Raw genomic sequence first — 19187 nt, 5'->3', positions numbered from 1 at the left:
CGGGTTGCCCCGGCCAGTGAAGCTTAGTCGCGCTGACCGATGTCGCGCAGCTTTTTGCCACTTAACAGGTTGCGTTCGATATGCTCAAGAGAAACGTTTTTGGTTTCCGGGATCAGCATAATAGTCAGAATGATAAAGAGGATATTCAGACCTGCGTAGACCCAGAAGGTATTGGCGTTGCCCAGCGTGTTCAGCATGGTCAGGAAGGTCGCCCCGACGATCATGTTGGCAATCCAGTTGGTCGCCGTAGAAACGGTGATACCAAAATCGCGGCCTTTCAGCGGCTGAATTTCAGAACACAGTACCCAGATCAGCGGGCCGGCGCTCATGGCGAAGCCGATGATAAACATCAGCAGCATAGCGATTGCAAAGTACTGTGCACCGGCAGAGTGAATGCCGATATGCAGCATGGTACCCAGCACGCCCATACCGATCGCCATGACCAGGAAGCCCAACTTCAGGGTCGGCTTACGGCCCCAGCGATCCACCAGACCGATAGCGATAAAGGTCGCCAGCACGTTGATCAGACCAACGATAACGGTGCCCCACATCTGCTCGGTGGTATTGGTAAAGCCGGCAATTTCAAAAATTTTCGGCGCGTAGTACATGATGACGTTCATACCGGTGAACTGCTGCATAACCTGTAGCAGAATACCCAGCCAGACCGCACGGCGGAAATTACCGTTGTTTTTGAACAGATTCCAGCCGGACTGTTTGATCTTCAGGCTTTCACGGATTTCATCCAGCTCGCGTTTTGCCTGCTCGCTGGTGTCGCGCAGGCGATCCAGCACGCGCTGCGCATCGCGGAAGTTGCCTTTCGCCGCCAGCCAGCGCGGGCTGTTAGGCAGGAAGCAGACGCCGACCAGCAGCAGGGCCGCCGGGATAGTGATAATGCCCAGCATCCAGCGCCATTCGCCGGTGTAGCTGAACGCGGTATCGGAGAGATAGGCACCCAGAATACCGATGGTGATCATCAGCTGGTACAGCGAGATCATGCTGCCGCGAATTTTTTCCGGTGCGATTTCAGAAAGGTAAAGCGGAGCGGTAAAGGAAGCCACGCCGACGGCCAGGCCCAGCAGCACGCGCGCCACAATCAGCATATCCGCGTTTCCCGCCATGGCTGACCACAGCGAGCCGATAACGAACAGCACGGCGCCAATCATCAGGCTCTTTTTACGACCGAGGTAAGAGGACATCCAGCCGCTGCCGACGGCGCCGACGGCGGCACCGAACATCATCGAGCTGACAATCCATTCCTGCTGGTGGGCAGTGACGTTGAAATCTTTCGCAATGAAAGGTAAAGCGCCGGCAATCACGCCGATATCCAGCCCGAAAAGCAGGCCGGCGAGTGCGGCGAGTAAACATACGAACAAGGTCATCGCCTTGTTGGATGTTCTGCTCTGTTTCTTATTATCAGGCATGAAGCCTCCATATTAGTGGTACTGTATATTGTTTTTATAAATGTTAAAAAAACCCGGCGCGAAAGACTGTGCGGGCGATCACACGGTGTAATCGGTTACACACCAGATCTTTCTGAAAACAGTGGTTTTCATACGCGCTTACGCTTTATAACCGTTCAGGCATAGCACTAAATAGCTTCTCCTGGTTCCCTGCTGGCCCTCTATCGGACAGCGCTGAAAATAGCGCATTCCCGCTACTCTTGTTAAGGCTGGAAATTCTTAATTATCAGATGCTGCCTGATGTTTCTGGATGTAACCGTTAACATGCGGGGCGACGAAGGCCTGCAAAAGTGTATACGGAGTTTACCAATCTGCCAGCCAGCGGGCAGCAAAAAGGGCACCCTTTAGGTGCCCTTGATGCGATAGGTAAAACCTTACTTCAGGCCAGCCGCTTCGCGCAGCTGTGCGGCCTTGTCGGTTTTTTCCCATGGGAAGTGCTCGCGGCCAAAGTGACCGTAAGCCGCAGTTTCGCGGTAGATTGGGTGCAGCAGATCCAGCATCTGGATCAGGCCGTAAGGACGCAGGTCGAAGAACTCGCGTACCAGCAGCGTCAGCTGTTCGGTAGAGATTTTTTCTGTACCAAAGGTTTCTACCATGATGGAAGTCGGTTCCGCAACGCCGATGGCGTAAGAAACCTGGATTTCACAGCGATCGGCCAGGCCGGCAGCCACGATGTTCTTGGCCACGTAGCGTGCCGCGTAGGCTGCGGAACGGTCAACTTTTGACGGATCCTTACCGGAGAACGCGCCGCCGCCGTGACGAGCCATGCCGCCGTAGGTGTCCACGATGATTTTACGACCGGTCAGGCCGCAATCGCCCATCGGGCCGCCGATAACGAAACGGCCGGTTGGGTTGATATGGTATTTGGTACCGGCGTTGATCCATTCAGCTGGCAGAACCGGCTTGATGATCTCTTCCATCACCGCTTCCTGCAGCGCTTTCTGATCGATATCTTCTGAATGCTGCGTAGAAAGCACTACCGCGTCGATACCAACGATTTTGCCCGCATCGTACTGGAAAGTGATCTGGCTTTTCGCATCCGGACGCAGCCACGGCAGGGTGCCGTTTTTACGCACTTCGGACTGACGCTGCACCAGACGGTGCGCGTAGGTCACCGGCGCAGGCATCAGCACGTCGGTTTCGTTGGTGGCATAGCCGAACATCAGGCCCTGATCGCCCGCGCCCTGTTCCAGCGGATGGGCGCGATCCACGCCCTGGTTGATATCCGGTGACTGTTTGCCGATAGCATTCAGCACCGCGCAGGAGTTGGCATCAAAGCCCATGTCGGAATGAACATAGCCGATTTCACGCACGGTATTACGGGTGATCTCTTCGATATCTACCCATGCGCTGGTGGTGATTTCGCCACCGACCAGCACCATGCCGGTTTTTACGTAGGTTTCACAGGCGACGCGGGCTTTCGGATCCTGCTCAAGGATGGCATCCAGCACGGCATCAGAGATCTGGTCGGCGATTTTATCGGGATGGCCTTCTGAGACGGACTCGGAAGTAAAAAGGTGTTTAGCCATTTATTCTTTACCTTACTGAAACGGGTTGGGATCGACTGCATAGCGCTAAAAAGAAACGGTTTTCTCTCTCTGCGCCCCCTCAGGCAAAGCCATGAGCAGTACAATAATTTAATTTAAGACGCTTAGAAGTTAACCAGTATAGATGGATTCACATCTGGACGGCTATTTTAGGTTACTCGTTAAACAGATTGCCAGCATTTTTTATCGGAAACAACCGGGGAATTTTGTAAAAATTACCGTGTCCCTTGTTGTTCCTTACATTTAAATTTTGCATTCCTGTCGTGCTGATTGTATAAAGCGCCGCCGATGTAGCGCCGATCGCAATGCCGAAATTTATTGTCGAAAATCTCCTCTTTTTCGTTTCCTCAGCGCAGCTGGGTGCCGGAGTCCGCGACGTGTTTAATGTTATACTTCTGATATCGCCTGGTGCGGTTCCTCAGCGTTTTATGCTGGGATGCCCGGTAGTCGATGGGTTGTTGTCGTGGGTTTTCCCTGCGATAGTAGTTAACTGTTCCGCATCATTGAAATTCGAGGCTCGCGATGTCTGACGACAGCAAGATGATTAAGGGTTCGTCAGCAGGCGAACAGGGTGTACTCCGCTCAATGCAGGAGGTGGCCATGAGCGATCAAGATGCCAGCAAAATGCTGCGCACCTACAATATTGCCTGGTGGGGCAATAATTATTACGACGTCAATGAGCTGGGGCATATCAGCGTCTGTCCCGATCCCGACGTGCCGGAAGCGCGCGTCGATCTGGCCCGGCTGGTTAAAGAGCGCGAGGCCGAAGGGCAACGCCTGCCCGCGCTGTTCTGTTTCCCTCAAATTTTACAGCATCGCCTGCGCTCCATTAACGCAGCGTTTAAGCGCGCGCGGGAATCCTATGGCTATCGCGGCGACTATTTCCTGGTCTATCCGATTAAGGTTAACCAGCATAAGCGCGTGATCGAATCGCTGATCAACTCCGGTGAGCCGCTGGGGCTGGAAGCGGGCTCCAAAGCGGAGCTGATGGCGGTGCTGGCGCATGCGGGCATGACCCGTTCAGTGATCGTCTGTAACGGCTACAAAGACCGTGAATATATTCGTCTGGCGCTGATCGGCGAAAAGATGGGCCACAAAGTCTATCTGGTGCTGGAAAAGATGACCGAAGTGAAGCTGGTGCTGGAAGAAGCGGAACGCCTGAACGTGGTGCCGCGTCTTGGCATCCGCGCGCGCCTGGCCTCGCAGGGCTCCGGCAAATGGCAGTCCAGCGGTGGCGAAAAGTCCAAGTTTGGCCTGTCCGCTACGCAGGTGCTGAAGCTGGTTGAGATCATGCGCGAAGCCGGCAGAATGGAAAGCCTGCAGCTGCTGCACTTCCACCTCGGCTCGCAGATGGCGAATATCCGCGATATCGCCACCGGCGTACGCGAATCGGCACGTTTCTATGTCGAACTGGCGAAGCTGGGCGTCAACATCCAGTGCTTCGACGTGGGCGGCGGCCTGGGCGTGGACTATGAGGGAACGCGTTCCCAGTCCGACTGTTCGGTCAACTACGGCCTGAACGAATACGCCAACAACGTGATCTGGGCTATCGGCGATGCGTGTGAGGAGCACAATCTGCCGCATCCGACGGTCATCACCGAATCAGGTCGTGCGGTTACCGCGCACCATACCGTGCTGGTTTCCAACATCATCGGCGTGGAACGCAACGAGTTTATTACGCCGGAGTCGCCGCCAGCGGATGCGCCTCGCCCGATTATCAGCCTGTGGGATACGTGGCAGGAGATGCACGAGCTGAACAATCGTCGCTCGCTGCGTGAATGGCTGCACGACAGCCAGATGGATCTGTTTGATATCCATACGGGCTACTCTCAGGGCATTTACAATCTGGAGCAGCGCGCCTGGGCCGAGCAGCTTTACCTGAGCGTTTGTAACTACATTCAGCAGCATCTGGATCCGGGTAACCGCGCGCACCGTCCGATTATCGACGAGCTGCAGGAGCGTATGGCGGATAAGATTTACGTCAACTTCTCGCTGTTCCAGTCCATGCCGGACGCGTGGGGCATCGATCAGCTGTTCCCGGTGCTGCCGCTGGAAGGGCTGGATAAAAAGCCGGAGCGCCGCGCCGTGCTGCTGGATATTACCTGTGATTCAGACGGCACCATCGACCACTATGTGGACGGCGACGGTATCGCTACCACCATGCCGATGCCGCAGTACGACGTGGATAATCCGCCGATGCTGGGCTTCTTTATGGTCGGCGCATATCAGGAAATCCTGGGCAATATGCACAACCTGTTCGGCGATACCGAAGCGGTTGACGTTTATGCTTACGCGGATGGGCGTGTTGATGTGCAGCTGTCGGACGAAGGCGATACCGTAGCGGACATGCTGGAATACGTGCAGCTGGATCCGAACGAGCTGCTGACGCATTTCCGCAAGCAGATTGCCGAATCCGATCTGGACGATGAGCTGCGCGCGCAGTTTATCGAAGAGTTTGAAGCGGGCCTCTACGGCTACACTTATCTGGAAGATGAGTAAGCCTTAGCCGCGCGGTCGGGCGGCGCTTTTTCCGCCTGACAACCTGAACCCAATCCCTTTCTCGTCGGGCCTAACGACGCGACGGGGATTTTTTTTAGCTATAACAGCAAGGCCAGCCTGGCCGACAGCAAGAGAGGGGCTTATGTATAATACTCTGGGCAACCAGTACGATAACTCTTTGGTTTCCAATGCTTTTGGTTTTATGCGTTTTCCGGTTAACTTCCAGCCGTACGACAGCGACGCCGAATGGGTGATCACCGGCGTACCGTTTGACGCGGCCACGTCCGGCCGTCCCGGCAGCCGCTTAGGGCCGGGCGCCATCCGTCAGATCTCCACTAACCTGGCCTGGGAAGGCTGCCGCTGGCCGTGGAATTTCGATCTGCGTCAGCGTCTGAACGTCGTTGACTGCGGCGACCTGGTTTACGCTTTTGGCGATTCGCAGGATATGAGCGACAAATTGCAGGCCCATGCGGAGAAGCTGCTGGCTAACGGCAAACGCATGATGACCTTTGGCGGCGACCACTACGTCACGCTGCCGCTGCTGCGCGCGCACGCGAAACACTTCGGCAAAATGGCGCTGGTGCATTTTGATGCGCATACCGATACCTATTCCAACGGCCCGAAGTTCGACCACGGCACCATGTTCTACACCGCGCCGCAGGAAGGGCTGATCGATCCGACGCGCTCCGTGCAGATTGGTATTCGCACCGAGTTCGATGCATCGCTGGGCTTCAACGTGCTGGATGCGGCGCAGATTAACGATCGCAGCGTCGACGATATCATCGCGCAGGTGAAAGAGATCGTGGGCGATATGCCTGTTTATCTGACTTTTGATATCGACTGTCTGGATCCGGCTCACGCGCCGGGCACGGGCACGCCTGTTGTCGGCGGTCTGACCTCGGACAAAGCAACTAAGCTGGTGCGCGGTCTGCAAGGGCTGAACATTGTGGGCATGGATCTGGTGGAAGTCGCGCCGGGCTATGACCAGTCCGATATCACTGCGCTGGCCGCCGCCACGCTGGCGCTGGATATGCTGCACGTTCAGGCTGTGAATAAAGGCGAGTAATCGTCGAAAGGGGCCAGCCGCAGGGCTGGCCTTGTTCAGGCTTATTTTCCGGCTTCGATGCGCGCTTTAATATGCGCCGCGCGGGACTCGGAAGAAGGGTGAGAATCGAACATGGTGCTCGCGCTGCCGCCTTCCAGCTTCGCCAGTTTCTCAAAGCTGGTTTCCAGACCCAGCGGGCTGATACCGCGTTTTTTCAGCAGATCGAACGAGTAGTCGTCCGCCTGTGACTCCTGTTTTTGCGAGAACTGCGCGTTAACCAGCTTTTCGCCCAGATCGCCCAGCTGCGACTGCGACAGCGTAGCGGCAATACCGCCAACGGATGCGGCCGCAGTACGCGCTGCGGTGGTGCCGTAAGCGACCTGCATCGCGCGGCGGGTATGGCCCAGCGCCACGTGACCCATTTCATGGCCCAGCACGCCTTCCACTTCGTTGTCCGTCATCATATCCATCAGGCCGCTGTAAACGCGGATACAGCCGTTGGCCATCGCCCAGGCGTTGACGTCTTTGGTCAGGTAAACCTTATAGTTAGCAGGCGTGCCGTTGATGTTATCGCCAAGCGCGGCGGCGATTTTATTCAGGCGCTGGGTGTAAACGCTGTCGGCGGGTGCAATCTGCGCTTCGCTGTCCATTTGCTCGCACGATTTTACGCTCAGCTCTTTTACCTGCGCGTCGCTAAGCGAAGCGGCCTGATAAGCCTGCGCGCCAGACTGCAACAGCGCGTTGCTGTCAAAATTCTGACAGCCGGTCAGTGCGGTAGCGACGGCCAGCGCCATCAGAGAAGCGGGTATTTTCATATTTCCATCCATTAGATAACAAGGTAATAAAAACAAACACCTGCCGTTAAAGGCAGGGAATAAGACTGGCACTATGTTAACTTCCTGCGCGCTAATGCATAGTTCCAACGTCTGAAAAACGCAAGTATGGCCCTGTTTTTTTGCACTTTTCGCCATGTACATTCGGCTGCTCTTTCATGTACATTGAGGGTCGTCTTTTGCAGCTTTGCCTGATAACTCATTGATTAAAATAGGTTAAGGACGGCGAAGCCTTTAATCCGACCTGGAGTAGAACATGTCTTCTCGTAAAGAGCTTGCGAACGCCATTCGCGCATTAAGTATGGATGCTGTACAGAAAGCGAAATCCGGCCACCCTGGCGCGCCCATGGGCATGGCGGATATTGCCGAAGTGTTATGGCGTGATTTCCTGAACCATAACCCAACCAACCCGCTGTGGGCCGACCGTGACCGCTTCGTGCTGTCCAACGGCCACGGCTCAATGCTGATTTACAGCCTGCTGCACCTCTCTGGCTACGATCTGCCGATTGCCGAGCTGGCGAACTTCCGTCAGCTGCATTCCAAAACTCCAGGTCACCCGGAATACGGCTACACCGCCGGCGTTGAAACCACCACCGGCCCGCTGGGGCAGGGCATCGCCAACGCCGTGGGTATGGCTATCGCCGAGCGCACGCTGGCCGCGCAGTTCAACCGTCCAGGCCATAACGTTGTCGATCATAATACCTACGTGTTTATGGGCGACGGCTGCATGATGGAAGGGATCTCGCACGAAGTTTGCTCGCTGGCCGGTACGCTGAAGCTGGGCAAGCTGGTGGCTTTCTATGATGATAACGGCATCTCGATTGATGGTCACATCGACGGCTGGTTCACGGACGATACCGCACAGCGTTTTGAAGCCTACGGCTGGCACGTGGTGCGCGGCGTGGACGGCCACGACGCGGAAGCGATCCGCAAAGCGGTTGAAGAAGCAAAAGCGGTCAGCGACAAGCCTTCACTGCTGATGTGCAAAACCGTAATTGGTTTCGGCTCGCCGAACAAAGCTGGCACGCACGATTCCCACGGCGCGCCGCTGGGCGACGAAGAAATCGCGCTGACCCGTAAACAGCTGGGCTGGCACCACGCGCCGTTTGAAATCCCTCAGGATATCTACACGCAGTGGGATGCCAAAGAAGCGGGCAAGGCGAAAGAAGCGGCCTGGAACGAGAAGTTCGCGGCCTATGCCAAAGCTTATCCCGAGCTGGCTCTGGAGTTCCAGCGCCGCACCAAAAACGAGCTGCCGGAAAACTGGCAGGCCGAGTCGCAGAAATTCATTGAGCAGCTGCAGGCCAATCCGGCCAAAATCGCCAGCCGTAAAGCCTCACAAAACGCGCTGGAAGCTTTCGGCAAGCTGCTGCCGGAATATCTGGGCGGCTCCGCCGACCTGGCGCCAAGCAACCTGACCATGTGGTCTGGTTCTAAGCCGATCAACGAAGACGCGGCGGGCAACTATATTCACTACGGCGTGCGTGAGTTCGGCATGACCGCTATCGCCAACGGCATTACGCTGCACGGCGGTTTCCTGCCGTATACCGCCACCTTCCTGATGTTTGTGGAATATGCGCGTAACGCTGCCCGTATGGCCGCGCTGATGAAAATCCGTCAGGTGATGGTCTATACCCACGACTCTATCGGTCTGGGTGAAGATGGCCCGACGCACCAGCCGGTTGAGCAGCTGGCCAGCCTGCGCGTCACGCCGAACATGAGCGTATGGCGTCCGTGCGACCAGGTTGAGTCTGCGGTAGCCTGGAAATATGCGATTGAGCGTCACGACGGCCCAACCGCGCTGATCTTCTCCCGCCAGAACCTCGCGCAGCAGGATCGCAGCGCCGAGCAGCTGGCTAACGTGGCTCGCGGCGCCTATATCCTGAAAGATTGCGACGGCACGCCGGAAGTGATCCTGATTGCGACCGGTTCTGAAGTGGAGCTGGCGGTTGGTGCTTACGAGAAGCTGAGCGCGGAAGGGCGTAAGGCGCGCGTGGTGTCCATGCCGTCTACCGATGCTTTCGACAAGCAGGATGCGGCCTACCGTGAAGCCGTACTGCCGAAAGCGGTTGGCGCGCGCGTGGCGATTGAAGCCGGTATCGCCGATTACTGGTTCAAATACACCGGCCTGCATGGCGCGGTGGTTGGCATGACCACCTTTGGCGAGTCGGCACCGGCCGAGAAGCTGTTTGAAATCTTCGGCTTCACCGTAGACAACGTGGTCGCTAAAGCGAAAGAGCTGCTGTAATAAACCGGGTTCGCCTGTGCAAGCAGGTGAACCTTCCTGGCAATCGCTTAAGCCGTAATCAATCCGGTTCGCCTGTGCAAACAGGCGAACCTTTTTACCTACTGCGCGGTGTCCCGCAAATGGAAATCCTGGCTGGGCGGTATCACCGGCTCCGCAAAGCTTTTCACCACGTTGCTTTCCGGCTCTCTTTCCGTCTTATAAGGCTTGGACTGGCCATAAAATTTACCCTGCTGGTTGATCGAAAGCGATTCGCACTCAATGGTGCCATCCATAAATCCGTTGGCGTTAATGGCCACCTCCCGACTACAGCATAATCCTTTCAGCTCGCCGCTGATTTCGGTGCGCTGCGCCCAGATTTCCCCTTCGACCCGCCCATCTTTCTGCACAAAAACGGTTTTTTCTGAATTCACCTTACCGTTAACGCTGCCGGTGATATGAATATCGCCTGCGGCGCTGATTTCACCTACGATGGTGCAGGTATCCGGGATGGTGGTGGTGCCTGTGGCAGGCGCGCTGGCGACGCTGACGACGGTTGCGGCAGAGACGCTTTCTTCAAATTCGCTGTCCATTAGCGAAGCGGAAGCGGGCGGCACGGGCGAAGTGTAATTCAGCGGAGCGCTGGGTTGACGGGGATTCTCTTTACGTTTGAACATCGCTATTTCCTTATTTAACGTGAATTTCCTGAAGGCAAGCCAGGTAAAAATGGCGGAGGCTGCGGCCATTAACAGTCCCCGATGCTGGCGGATCAGCAACAGCGTTGTCGCCCAGCTAAGGGAATAGACGAGCAGCGCTGAAGCCCAGATAATCCAGAGATACCAAAGCAAGTTGTAATTCATATTCCGGCACGGTTAGTGACCAGAGAGTGGACGCCAGATCTTTCCCGATCTCGCTACAGCCAGCCGCGCTTTTACCGGCGCTCTGCTGTGGGCGTCTCCTTCCTGGAAACGGTTGTCAGAGAGAAAATTCTGATATTTACCTGCAAAAGTAAGAAAATTCCGTTGATCGTGTCGCTAACTGGTTACTTGAAAGTAAATATCAGTAAAAGTTACTTTACTACTTTGTTGAGCGTTGTTGGCCTGTTTTTTATACAGAACCTTATCTAAATGTGATGCAGGTCAGATTTTTAAACTGTGGATTGATCTGGCGCATTCCAATTATTCCGCATTGTCTTTATTGTAGCTGAACCGTTTCAACAAGCATTGGCACTGACCTCTTTCCGTGGGAAAAACGGCCCGGTAACGCAAAAATTCCCTGTACAAACGGGAACGCCTGGCTCAGGCTAACGCTCCGGTTTTGCACAGAATTTGGATGCAGGAGTGATATGACGGTTCGTATTGCCATCAACGGTTTTGGACGCATTGGGCGCAACGTGCTGCGCGCGCTTTATGAAACCGGACGCCGCGCGGAGATTACCGTCGTGGCGGTTAATGAGCTGGCGGAAGCCGCCGGCATGGCGCATCTGCTGAAATATGACACCAGTCATGGCCGTTTTGCATGGGACGTTCGTCAGGAGCGGGATCTGCTGTGGATAGGCGAAGATCCTGTGCGCATTCTGCATCGGGCCGCTATCGCCGATCTCCCCTGGAAGGAGCTGAACGTGGATGTGGTGCTGGACTGCACCGGCGTCTGGGGCAGCCGCGAAGACGGCGAAGCGCACCTTGCCGCCGGGGCGAAAAAAGTCCTGTTTTCCCATCCGGGCGGCAACGATCTTGACGCTACCGTGGTTTACGGCGTCAATGAAAAAGCGCTAAAGGCCAGCGATCTGATCGTCTCTAACGCCTCCTGCACCACTAACTGTATTATTCCTGTGATTAAGTTACTGGATGATGCTTTCGGCATTGAGTCGGGAACGGTCACCACCATCCATTCCGCCATGCACGATCAGCAGGTTATTGACGCTTACCACACTGATTTGCGCCGCACTCGCGCAGCCAGCCAGTCGATAATTCCGGTCGATACTCGCCTTGCCGCCGGTATCGCGCGTATTTTTCCGAAATTCAATGACCGTTTCGAAGCGATCGCCGTGCGTGTACCGACAATCAACGTGACCGCCATTGATTTAAGCGTCAGCGTCCGCACGCCGGTAAAGGCCTGCGAGGTGAATGCGCTGCTGCGAAACGCATCAGAAAAAGCATTTAGTGGTATAGTTGACTATACGGAACTACCGTTAGTCTCCATTGATTTTAACCACGATCCGCACAGTGCCATTGTGGACGGCACGCAAACGCGGGTCAGCGGACAGCACCTGATCAAAACGCTGGTCTGGTGCGACAACGAATGGGGCTTTGCTAACCGAATGCTCGACACGACGTTAGCCATGGCCGCCAGCGGTTTCAGCCAGGGCGCGGACTGCGCCTTTAAAATTTAGAGAATCAACGAGAGGACTCACCATGTCAGTAATTAAAATGACCGATTTGGATCTTGCCGGGAAACGCGTACTGATTCGTTCTGATTTAAACGTGCCGGTTAAAGAGGGCAAAGTCACCTCTGACGCACGTATCCGTGCTTCACTGCCAACCATTGAAGCCGCGCTGAAACAGGGTGCGAAAGTGATGGTCACTTCTCACCTGGGCCGCCCGACCGAAGGCGAGTACAACGAAGAGTTCTCCCTGCTGCCAGTGGTTAACTACCTGAAAGAAAAACTTTCTTCTCCGGTTCGTCTGGAAAAAGACTACCTGGAAGGCGTTGATATCGCCGAGGGCGAGCTGGTAGTGCTGGAAAACGTTCGTTTTAACAAAGGCGAAAAGAAAGACGACGAGGCGCTGGCGAAAAAATATGCCGCACTGTGCGACGTTTACGTGATGGACGCCTTCGGCACCGCGCACCGCGCCCAGGCTTCCACGCATGGCGTGGGGAAATTTGCGCCGGTAGCCTGCGCTGGCCCGCTGCTGGCCGATGAGCTGGAAGCGCTGGGTAAAGCGCTGAAAGAGCCTGCTCGTCCAATGGTGGCGGTGGTTGGCGGTTCTAAAGTTTCCACCAAATTCGACGTGCTGAACTCGCTGGTGAAAATCGCCGATACGGTGATCGTAGGCGGCGGCATCGCCAACACCTTCGTGGCTATCGACAACAAGGTGGGTAAATCCCTGTACGAGCCGGATTTCGTGGAAGCTGCGAAAAAACTGCGCGACGAATATAAAATTCCTGTGCCAACCGACTCCCGCGTCGGCACGGAATTCTCTGAAACTGCGCCTTCAACCGTGAAGAAAGTCTCCGAAGTTAAAGATGATGAAGAGATCATGGACTTTGGCGACGAAACCGCAGAAGCCATGGCTAAGTTGTTGAAAGAAGCCAAAACTATTCTGTGGAATGGCCCGGTGGGCGTGTTTGAATTCCCGAACTTCCGCAAAGGCACCGAAATCGTGGCGAAAGCCATTGCCGACAGCGACGCATTCTCTATCGCAGGCGGCGGTGATACGCTGGCTGCCATCGACCTCTTCGGCATTGAAGATAAGATTTCTTATATCTCTACCGGCGGCGGCGCTTTCCTTGAGTTCGTGGAAGGTAAAAAACTGCCTGCGGTAGCTATGCTGGAAGAACGCGCGAAACAGTAACCTCTGGGGCGGAGGGCTGCCTCCGCCAGAATGATTTGCCCCTTAAGGCGCAACATCTTTTCCTACTGCCGACGAAACAGGACAAAAGACATGTCTAAAATTTTTGATTTCGTAAAACCAGGCGTTGTCACCGGTGACGACGTACAGAAAATCTTCAAAGTCGCAAAAGAGAACAAATTCGCACTGCCAGCGGTTAACTGTGTCGGCACCGATTCCATCAACGCCGTGCTGGAAACCGCCGCGAAAGTTAAAGCGCCGGTTATCATCCAGTTCTCCAACGGTGGCGCGGCGTTCATCGCCGGTAAAGGCCTGAAGTCCGATAAGCCGCAGGCTGCAGCCATCCTGGGCGCAATCTCCGGTGCGCATCACGTGCATCAGATGGCGGAACACTACGGCGTGCCGGTTATCCTGCATACCGACCACTGCGCGAAAAAACTGCTGCCGTGGATCGACGGTCTGCTGGACGCGGGCGAAGCTCACTTTGAAAAAACCGGTAAACCGCTGTTCTCTTCCCACATGATCGACCTGTCTGAAGAGTCGCTGGAAGAAAACATCGAAATCTGCAGCAAGTATCTGGCGCGTATGTCAAAAATCAACATGACGCTGGAAATCGAACTGGGCTGCACCGGCGGTGAAGAAGACGGCGTTGATAACAGCCATATGGATGCTTCCGCACTGTACACCCAGCCGGAAGACGTGAACTATGCTTACGAAAAACTGAACGCAATCAGCCCGCGTTTCACCATCGCGGCCTCTTTCGGTAACGTTCACGGCGTGTATAAGCCAGGCAACGTTAAGCTGACGCCAACCATCCTGCGTGATTCTCAGGAATATGTGACCAAAAAACATAACCTGGCGCACAACGCGCTGGACTTCGTTTTCCACGGCGGTTCCGGTTCTTCCGCTGCTGAAATCGAAGAGTCTATCAGCTACGGCGTGATCAAGATGAACATCGATACCGATACCCAATGGGCGACCTGGGACGGCATCCTGCAGTACTACAAAAAGAACGAAGGTTATCTGCAGGCGCAGCTGGGCAACCCGGAAGGCGCTGATAAACCAAACAAGAAATACTACGATCCGCGCGTATGGCTGCGCTCTGCTCAGACTTCCATGATTACTCGTCTGGAGCAGGCGTTTAAAGAACTGAACGCGGTAGACGTACTGTAATTTTCTCGTTCTGAACAGAAGGCTCCCTCGCGGAGCCTTTTTTTATGGGCAAATTTTAGAACGTCAGCGAAGTTTGCCTTCTGCATTTCTGTAAATATTGGCGCGGCTATCGGCTTTTCCCTTATTAAAAACCCTGCAAAAAAAGCGCCTTTGCGGTAACAAATTATTAATTTGCCTCGTTATTTGGCACCAGACAGCATTTTTAGTTACGCTTGAGGTTTGGGATGCCAGCCTGGACTGGCAGTCTGCTTACTTCCCGGCGGGGAACAACAACAGGATAAGCAAATGGAAGATTTGAACGTAGTCGACGGCGTTAACCGCGCTGGCAGCTGGCTGGTACACAATCAGGCGCTGCTGCTGAGCTATGCGGTAAATATTGTAGCGGCCATTATCATCCTGATTATCGGGACTATCGTAGCGCGTATCATTTCAAAAACGCTGAACAAGGTGCTGCGCGCTCGTCATATCGACGCCACCGTAGCCGATTTCCTTTCGGCGCTGGTGCGCTATGCCGTGATTGCGTTTACGCTGATTGCGGCGCTTGGGCGCGTAGGCGTACAGACGGCGTCGGTTATCGCCGTGCTGGGTGCCGCAGGTCTGGCCGTCGGTCTGGCTTTGCAGGGCTCGCTCTCCAACCTGGCAGCTGGCGTGCTGCTGGTGACTTTTCGTCCATTCCGCACCGGTGACTTTATCGATATCGGCATTATGGGCACCGTACAACAGGTACAGATTTTCTCTACCACGCTGAAAACCGCGGACGGCAAAACCGTTGTGGTGCCAAACGGTAAAATTATCGCCGGCAACATCGTAAACTTCTCTCGCGAGCCGGTTCGCCGTAATGAATTTATCATTGGCGTCTCCTACGATGCCGACGCGGACCAGGTTCTCAAACTGCTGCGCGAAGTGGTGGATGCCGATCCTCGCGTGCTGCAGGATATGGGCGTACAGATTGGCCTGAACGAGCTGGCGGCTTCGTCGGTTAACTACGTGGTGCGCTGCTGGAGCAACGCGGGCGATCTGCAAAACGTATACTGGGATCTGATGAAGAACTTCAAGCGCACGCTGGATGCCAACAATATCGGTATCCCTTATCCGCAGATGGATGTGCACCTGCATCAGACGGCCGAGACAAAAAGCGACGCTGCTCAGACTGCTGCGCCAGTACAGGCAAAGGCAGAGTAGTGTTAGCCGGTTGAGCCTGACGGCTTGCTCATCATGCAAAAGAAAAGGCGGACTGCGGTTCGCCTTTTTACCGATCGTTATCATTAGCTAAGTTTATGGAGTATTAGAATCTTCAATTTCCTCTAATGATGCTGTCGCTATACACTCGCCGCCAGCTGAAACCGTTTGAGGAAGACTCTATGTTTGCCGTTTTTCTGCAGGGCATGGCGCTGGGCGCCGCGCTGATCCTGCCGCTGGGGCCGCAGAATGCTTTTGTGATGAACCAGGGCGTGCGCCGCCACTACCATTTAATGACCGCCGCGCTTTGTACGCTGAGCGATATCCTGCTGATTTGCGGTGGCGTGTTCGGTGGCAGCGCGCTGCTGACCCATTCCACCCTGCTGCTGAACCTGGTAACCTGGGGCGGCGTACTGTTTCTTTTGTGGTACGGCTGGGGGGCGCTGCGTACCGCCTTCAGCGGCGATGTGGCGCTGGCGTCATCGGAAGCGATGAAGCAAAGCCGTTGGCGCATTATCGCCACCATGCTGGCCGTAACCTGGCTGAATCCGCACGTCTATCTCGATACCTTTGTGGTGCTGGGTAGCCTGGGCGGCCAGCTTCCGGCAGAAGCGCGCAAATGGTTTGCACTGGGATCGGCCTGTGCCTCGCTAATCTGGTTTTTCGGCCTGGCTATCCTTGCCGCCTGGCTGGCACCGCGTCTCAATACCACCAGGGCGCAGCGTATTATTAATCTGCTGGTGGGGCTGGTGATGTGGCTGATCGCCCTGAAGCTGGCGCTGCAGGCGCTGAATATCTGGTAAACACGGCCGAACTCATTCCAGGAATTAAGGTCATAGTCTGGCAGGTACAATCGCACTAAGATGCGAACTGATGGATAAATTGTGGAAGCCGGTACGCTGTAGTCAGGCCGGCTTCTTCTGCTATGACTGAAGTCCCATGGAGGATCTCCTTTGAAGCTGACCAAACTGGCGCTGGCCGCCCTTATTTTTACCTCGCCTTTTGCCGCCGTGGCGGATGAACTGCCTAACGGCCCGCATGTTGTCACGTCCGGGCAGGCAAGCGTCGACGCAACGCCTGATATTGCCACGCTGGCGATAGAGGTTGGCGTCTCGTCGAAAGATGCCTCTGAAGCGAAAAAACAGGCCGACAGCCGTGTCGCCCAGTATTTTGATTTTCTCCAGAAAAACGGCATTGATAAAAAAGATATCAACGCGGCCAACCTGCGTACGCAGCCGGAATACGATTATCTGAAAGACGGCAAATCGGAGCTGAAAGGTTATCGCGCGGTGCGTCAGGTGCAGGTTACGCTGCGCCAGCTTGATAAGTTGAACGAGCTGCTGGACGGCGCGCTGAAATCGGGCCTGAACGAAATCCGCTCCGTTGAGCTGGGCGTGGCTAATCCCGATAGCTATCGCGATAAAGCCCGCCAGGCCGCTATCGAAAACGCGACGCATCAGGCTGGCGAGCTGGCGAAAGGCTTTAACGCTCAGCTGGGGCCGGTTTACAGCATTCGCTATCACGTAGCCAACTATCAGCCGATGCCAATGGCGAGAATGTTTAAAACCGCCGACGCCGCGCCGATGAGCTCGGCCGCGCAAACCTACGAGCAGCAGAGCATTCACTTTGACGATCAGGTGGATGTGGTGTTTGAGCTACAGCGCAAGCAGTAATCTCAGCTTGCTGAAAGCCGCGTCCGGTAAGCATTCCGGACGCTTTTCTTTGCCAGGGATGCCAGGCAAAAATCCGCTTCAACCTGAGCGCTATTCCCCCTGGCGCAGCACGCGATGGCCGTGGGCAATCAGCGCGTCGGTCACTTTGCGCATCAGGCGGCTTTCCGGCGCAAAACGATGCCAGTACAGCATTCGGCGCTGAAACAGCCCCGGCGTCAGATCGATCAGTTCGCCTTCCGCCAGCTCGCGCTCAATCTGTAAGTGCGGGATCATACAGCAGGTCGTGCCCTGACGCGCCAGCTGCACAAAAGCCTCCGACGAGTTAACGATATGGCACGGCACGCTGCCGGGCGACAGATCGAAATTCTGCTGTAAAAACGCCTGATGCATATCGTCAAGATGATCGAAAGCCACCGCCGGCGCCTTCAGCAGTGCGGAGCGGGTCACGCCGTTCGGAAAGTAGCGCGCGGCGAACTCTTTCGAGCCGACAAACAGATAATCCAGCGCGCCGAGCTGATCCACCAGGCAGCTTGGCAGCGGCTGCGGCTGGATACTTACCGCGCCGACTACTTCGCCGCGCCGCAGGCGCTCCTGGGTACGGGTTTCGTCTTCCACCTGAAGATTCAGGCGCACCGGTGAATCGCTCAGCACCGTTTTCAGCGCGGGCAGCAGCCAGGTCGCCAGACTGTCGGCGTTCACTGCCAGCGACAGCAGCAGCGGCGTGGTGCCGCTGTTTTCATCGCCCAGCCACTCTTCTTCCAGCAGCTCTACCTGATGCAGCAACGCCAGCAGCTTTTGCCCCTGTTCGGTAGGGCGAGGCGGCACGGTGCGCACCAGCAGCGGCTGACCAAACATATTTTCCAGCTGCTTGATGCGCTGGGAAACGGCTGACTGGGTAATACAAAGTTTTTGCGCCGCGCGTTCAAAGCCGCGCTCGCGAATGACTGCATCCAGCGCCTGAAGCGTTCGATAGTCCGGGCGTTTCATTGTTGTTTTAGCTCTCTTTCAGGTGTGGAATCTGCACTATGCCATATTTTTGCCATTTTGCCCTGCGCTTAAAGCTGGCGTCCCGGTTTTGCGGTCTCTCTTCCAGAGTGACAACAAATGGCGCCGCAGGGCGGTTTTTTCAACGAGGGTTGCTTTATACTATCGCCACACAGTAGCAGCACGGATTCTAAACTTACCATGACGCAGGATGAACTGAAAAAAGCCGTTGGCTGGGCCGCGTTAAACTATGTTGAACGCGGCACTATCGTTGGCGTGGGCACCGGATCGACCGCCGCCCACTTTATTGATGCGCTGGGCTCGATTAAAAATGAGATTGAAGGCGCGGTTTCCAGCTCGGAGGCTTCCACGCTCCGGCTGAAAAGCTTAGGTATTCCGGTTTTCGATTTGAACGAGGTGGATTCCCTGTCGGTTTACGTTGACGGCGCCGACGAGATCAACAGCGCGATGCAGATGATTAAAGGCGGGGGCGCGGCGCTGACCCGTGAAAAAATCATTGCCGCCGTGGCGAAGAAGTTCGTCTGCATCGCCGACGAATCCAAGCAGGTCGACGTGCTGGGCAAATTTCCGCTGCCGGTCGAGGTCATTCCTATGGCTCGCAGCTTTGTGGCGCGCGAGCTGGTGAAGCTGGGCGGCCTGCCGGAATATCGTCAGCAGGTGGTCACCGATAACGGTAACGTCATCCTGGACGTGCATAATCTGAAAATCCTGGATGCCGTCGCGCTGGAAAAAGCCATCAACGCGCTGCCGGGCGTAGTCACGGTGGGGCTTTTCGCCACGCGTGGCGCGGACGTGGCGCTGATCGGCACGGCAAACGGTGTAAAAACGCTGGGCGATTAGCTGATTAGCGTGGCCGTTTTACCAGCCGGGAATGGCCGGTAGTGCATCAAGGTCGTGGCCGTCAGCCGCGACCTTAAGCGCCAGGCTCTAAGTCATAGCTGTAGCCATAGCTATAAGCGCCAGGTCATAGCCGTAGC

The 19187-nt window shown here is 55.6% G+C and carries 15 protein-coding genes; 10 read left to right on the top strand and 5 right to left on the bottom strand.

Annotated features, from left to right (window positions below; genetic code table 11):
- Positions 1–23: 23 nt before the first annotated feature.
- Complete coding sequence (locus AB3U87_RS02285; protein WP_253458610.1) at positions 24–1421, bottom strand: sugar porter family MFS transporter; 1398 nt, start codon at positions 1419–1421, stop codon at positions 24–26.
- Between the two features lie 413 nt (positions 1422–1834).
- The gene (gene metK / locus AB3U87_RS02280; RefSeq protein ID WP_394148251.1) at positions 1835–2989 is read right to left on the bottom strand and encodes a methionine adenosyltransferase; all 1155 of its coding nucleotides are present in this window, start codon (positions 2987–2989) and stop codon (positions 1835–1837) included.
- Positions 2990–3529: 540 nt separating this feature from the next.
- On the opposite strand from metK, the gene speA reads away from it, so the two are divergent.
- Positions 3530–5506 carry a biosynthetic arginine decarboxylase gene (gene speA, locus AB3U87_RS02275; RefSeq protein WP_125287325.1) on the top strand — a complete coding sequence of 659 codons (1977 nt, stop codon included), beginning with the start codon at positions 3530–3532 and terminating at the stop codon, positions 5504–5506.
- A 142-nt stretch (positions 5507–5648) separates the two neighbouring features.
- Positions 5649–6572 carry an agmatinase gene (speB, locus tag AB3U87_RS02270; RefSeq protein WP_125287326.1) on the top strand — a complete coding sequence of 308 codons (924 nt, stop codon included), beginning with the start codon at positions 5649–5651 and terminating at the stop codon, positions 6570–6572.
- Positions 6573–6613: 41 nt separating this feature from the next.
- Here speB and loiP read toward each other — a convergent pair whose 3' ends face one another.
- Positions 6614–7366 (bottom strand): metalloprotease LoiP, encoded by a 753-nt coding sequence (gene loiP, locus AB3U87_RS02265; protein ID WP_125287327.1) that lies wholly within the window; start codon positions 7364–7366, stop codon positions 6614–6616.
- 274 nt (positions 7367–7640) lie between these two features.
- Between loiP and tkt the strand changes: the two genes are divergently transcribed.
- Positions 7641–9632 carry a transketolase gene (gene tkt / locus AB3U87_RS02260; protein WP_394148248.1) on the top strand — a complete coding sequence of 664 codons (1992 nt, stop codon included), beginning with the start codon at positions 7641–7643 and terminating at the stop codon, positions 9630–9632.
- Positions 9633–9730: 98 nt separating this feature from the next.
- On the opposite strand, the gene AB3U87_RS02255 is transcribed toward tkt, so the two are convergent.
- Positions 9731–10468 carry a bactofilin family protein gene (locus AB3U87_RS02255; protein ID WP_301253206.1) on the bottom strand — a complete coding sequence of 246 codons (738 nt, stop codon included), beginning with the start codon at positions 10466–10468 and terminating at the stop codon, positions 9731–9733.
- 485 nt (positions 10469–10953) lie between these two features.
- Here AB3U87_RS02255 and epd point away from each other — a divergent pair, with 485 nt between their 5' ends.
- The 6 genes from epd (at position 10954) to AB3U87_RS02225 (ending at position 17205) form a co-directional block, all read left to right on the top strand.
- A complete protein-coding gene (gene epd, locus AB3U87_RS02250) occupies positions 10954–12000 on the top strand; it encodes an erythrose-4-phosphate dehydrogenase (RefSeq protein ID WP_253458624.1) in 1047 nt (348 codons plus the stop codon).
- A gap of 22 nt (positions 12001–12022) precedes the next feature.
- Positions 12023–13183 (top strand): phosphoglycerate kinase, encoded by a 1161-nt coding sequence (gene pgk, locus AB3U87_RS02245; RefSeq protein ID WP_253458627.1) that lies wholly within the window; start codon positions 12023–12025, stop codon positions 13181–13183.
- A 90-nt stretch (positions 13184–13273) separates the two neighbouring features.
- Complete coding sequence (fbaA, locus tag AB3U87_RS02240; RefSeq protein WP_125287332.1) at positions 13274–14353, top strand: class II fructose-bisphosphate aldolase; 1080 nt, start codon at positions 13274–13276, stop codon at positions 14351–14353.
- A gap of 285 nt (positions 14354–14638) precedes the next feature.
- Positions 14639–15535 carry a small-conductance mechanosensitive channel MscS gene (mscS, locus tag AB3U87_RS02235; RefSeq protein ID WP_301253209.1) on the top strand — a complete coding sequence of 299 codons (897 nt, stop codon included), beginning with the start codon at positions 14639–14641 and terminating at the stop codon, positions 15533–15535.
- A 179-nt stretch (positions 15536–15714) separates the two neighbouring features.
- Entirely contained in the window at positions 15715–16335 is a 621-nt protein-coding gene (argO, locus tag AB3U87_RS02230; protein ID WP_301253210.1) for an arginine exporter ArgO, read from the top strand.
- 150 nt (positions 16336–16485) lie between these two features.
- Complete coding sequence (locus AB3U87_RS02225; RefSeq protein WP_253458639.1) at positions 16486–17205, top strand: oxidative stress defense protein; 720 nt, start codon at positions 16486–16488, stop codon at positions 17203–17205.
- A gap of 90 nt (positions 17206–17295) precedes the next feature.
- Here the strand turns inward: AB3U87_RS02225 and AB3U87_RS02220 are convergent, their stop codons facing one another.
- Positions 17296–18192: a LysR family transcriptional regulator ArgP gene (locus AB3U87_RS02220; protein ID WP_125287336.1), complete on the bottom strand. Its 897-nt coding sequence runs from the start codon at positions 18190–18192 to the stop codon at positions 17296–17298.
- A gap of 198 nt (positions 18193–18390) precedes the next feature.
- On the opposite strand from AB3U87_RS02220, the gene rpiA reads away from it, so the two are divergent.
- Complete coding sequence (gene rpiA / locus AB3U87_RS02215) at positions 18391–19050, top strand: ribose-5-phosphate isomerase RpiA (protein ID WP_253458641.1); 660 nt, start codon at positions 18391–18393, stop codon at positions 19048–19050.
- Positions 19051–19187 lie beyond the last annotated feature (137 nt).

The organism is Erwinia plantamica (genome assembly GCF_043420595.1).
Lineage (GTDB): Bacteria > Pseudomonadota > Gammaproteobacteria > Enterobacterales > Enterobacteriaceae > Erwinia > Erwinia aeris.
The sequence above is the reverse complement of the archived record's forward strand: the minus strand, read 5'-3'. Positions and strand labels throughout refer to the sequence as shown.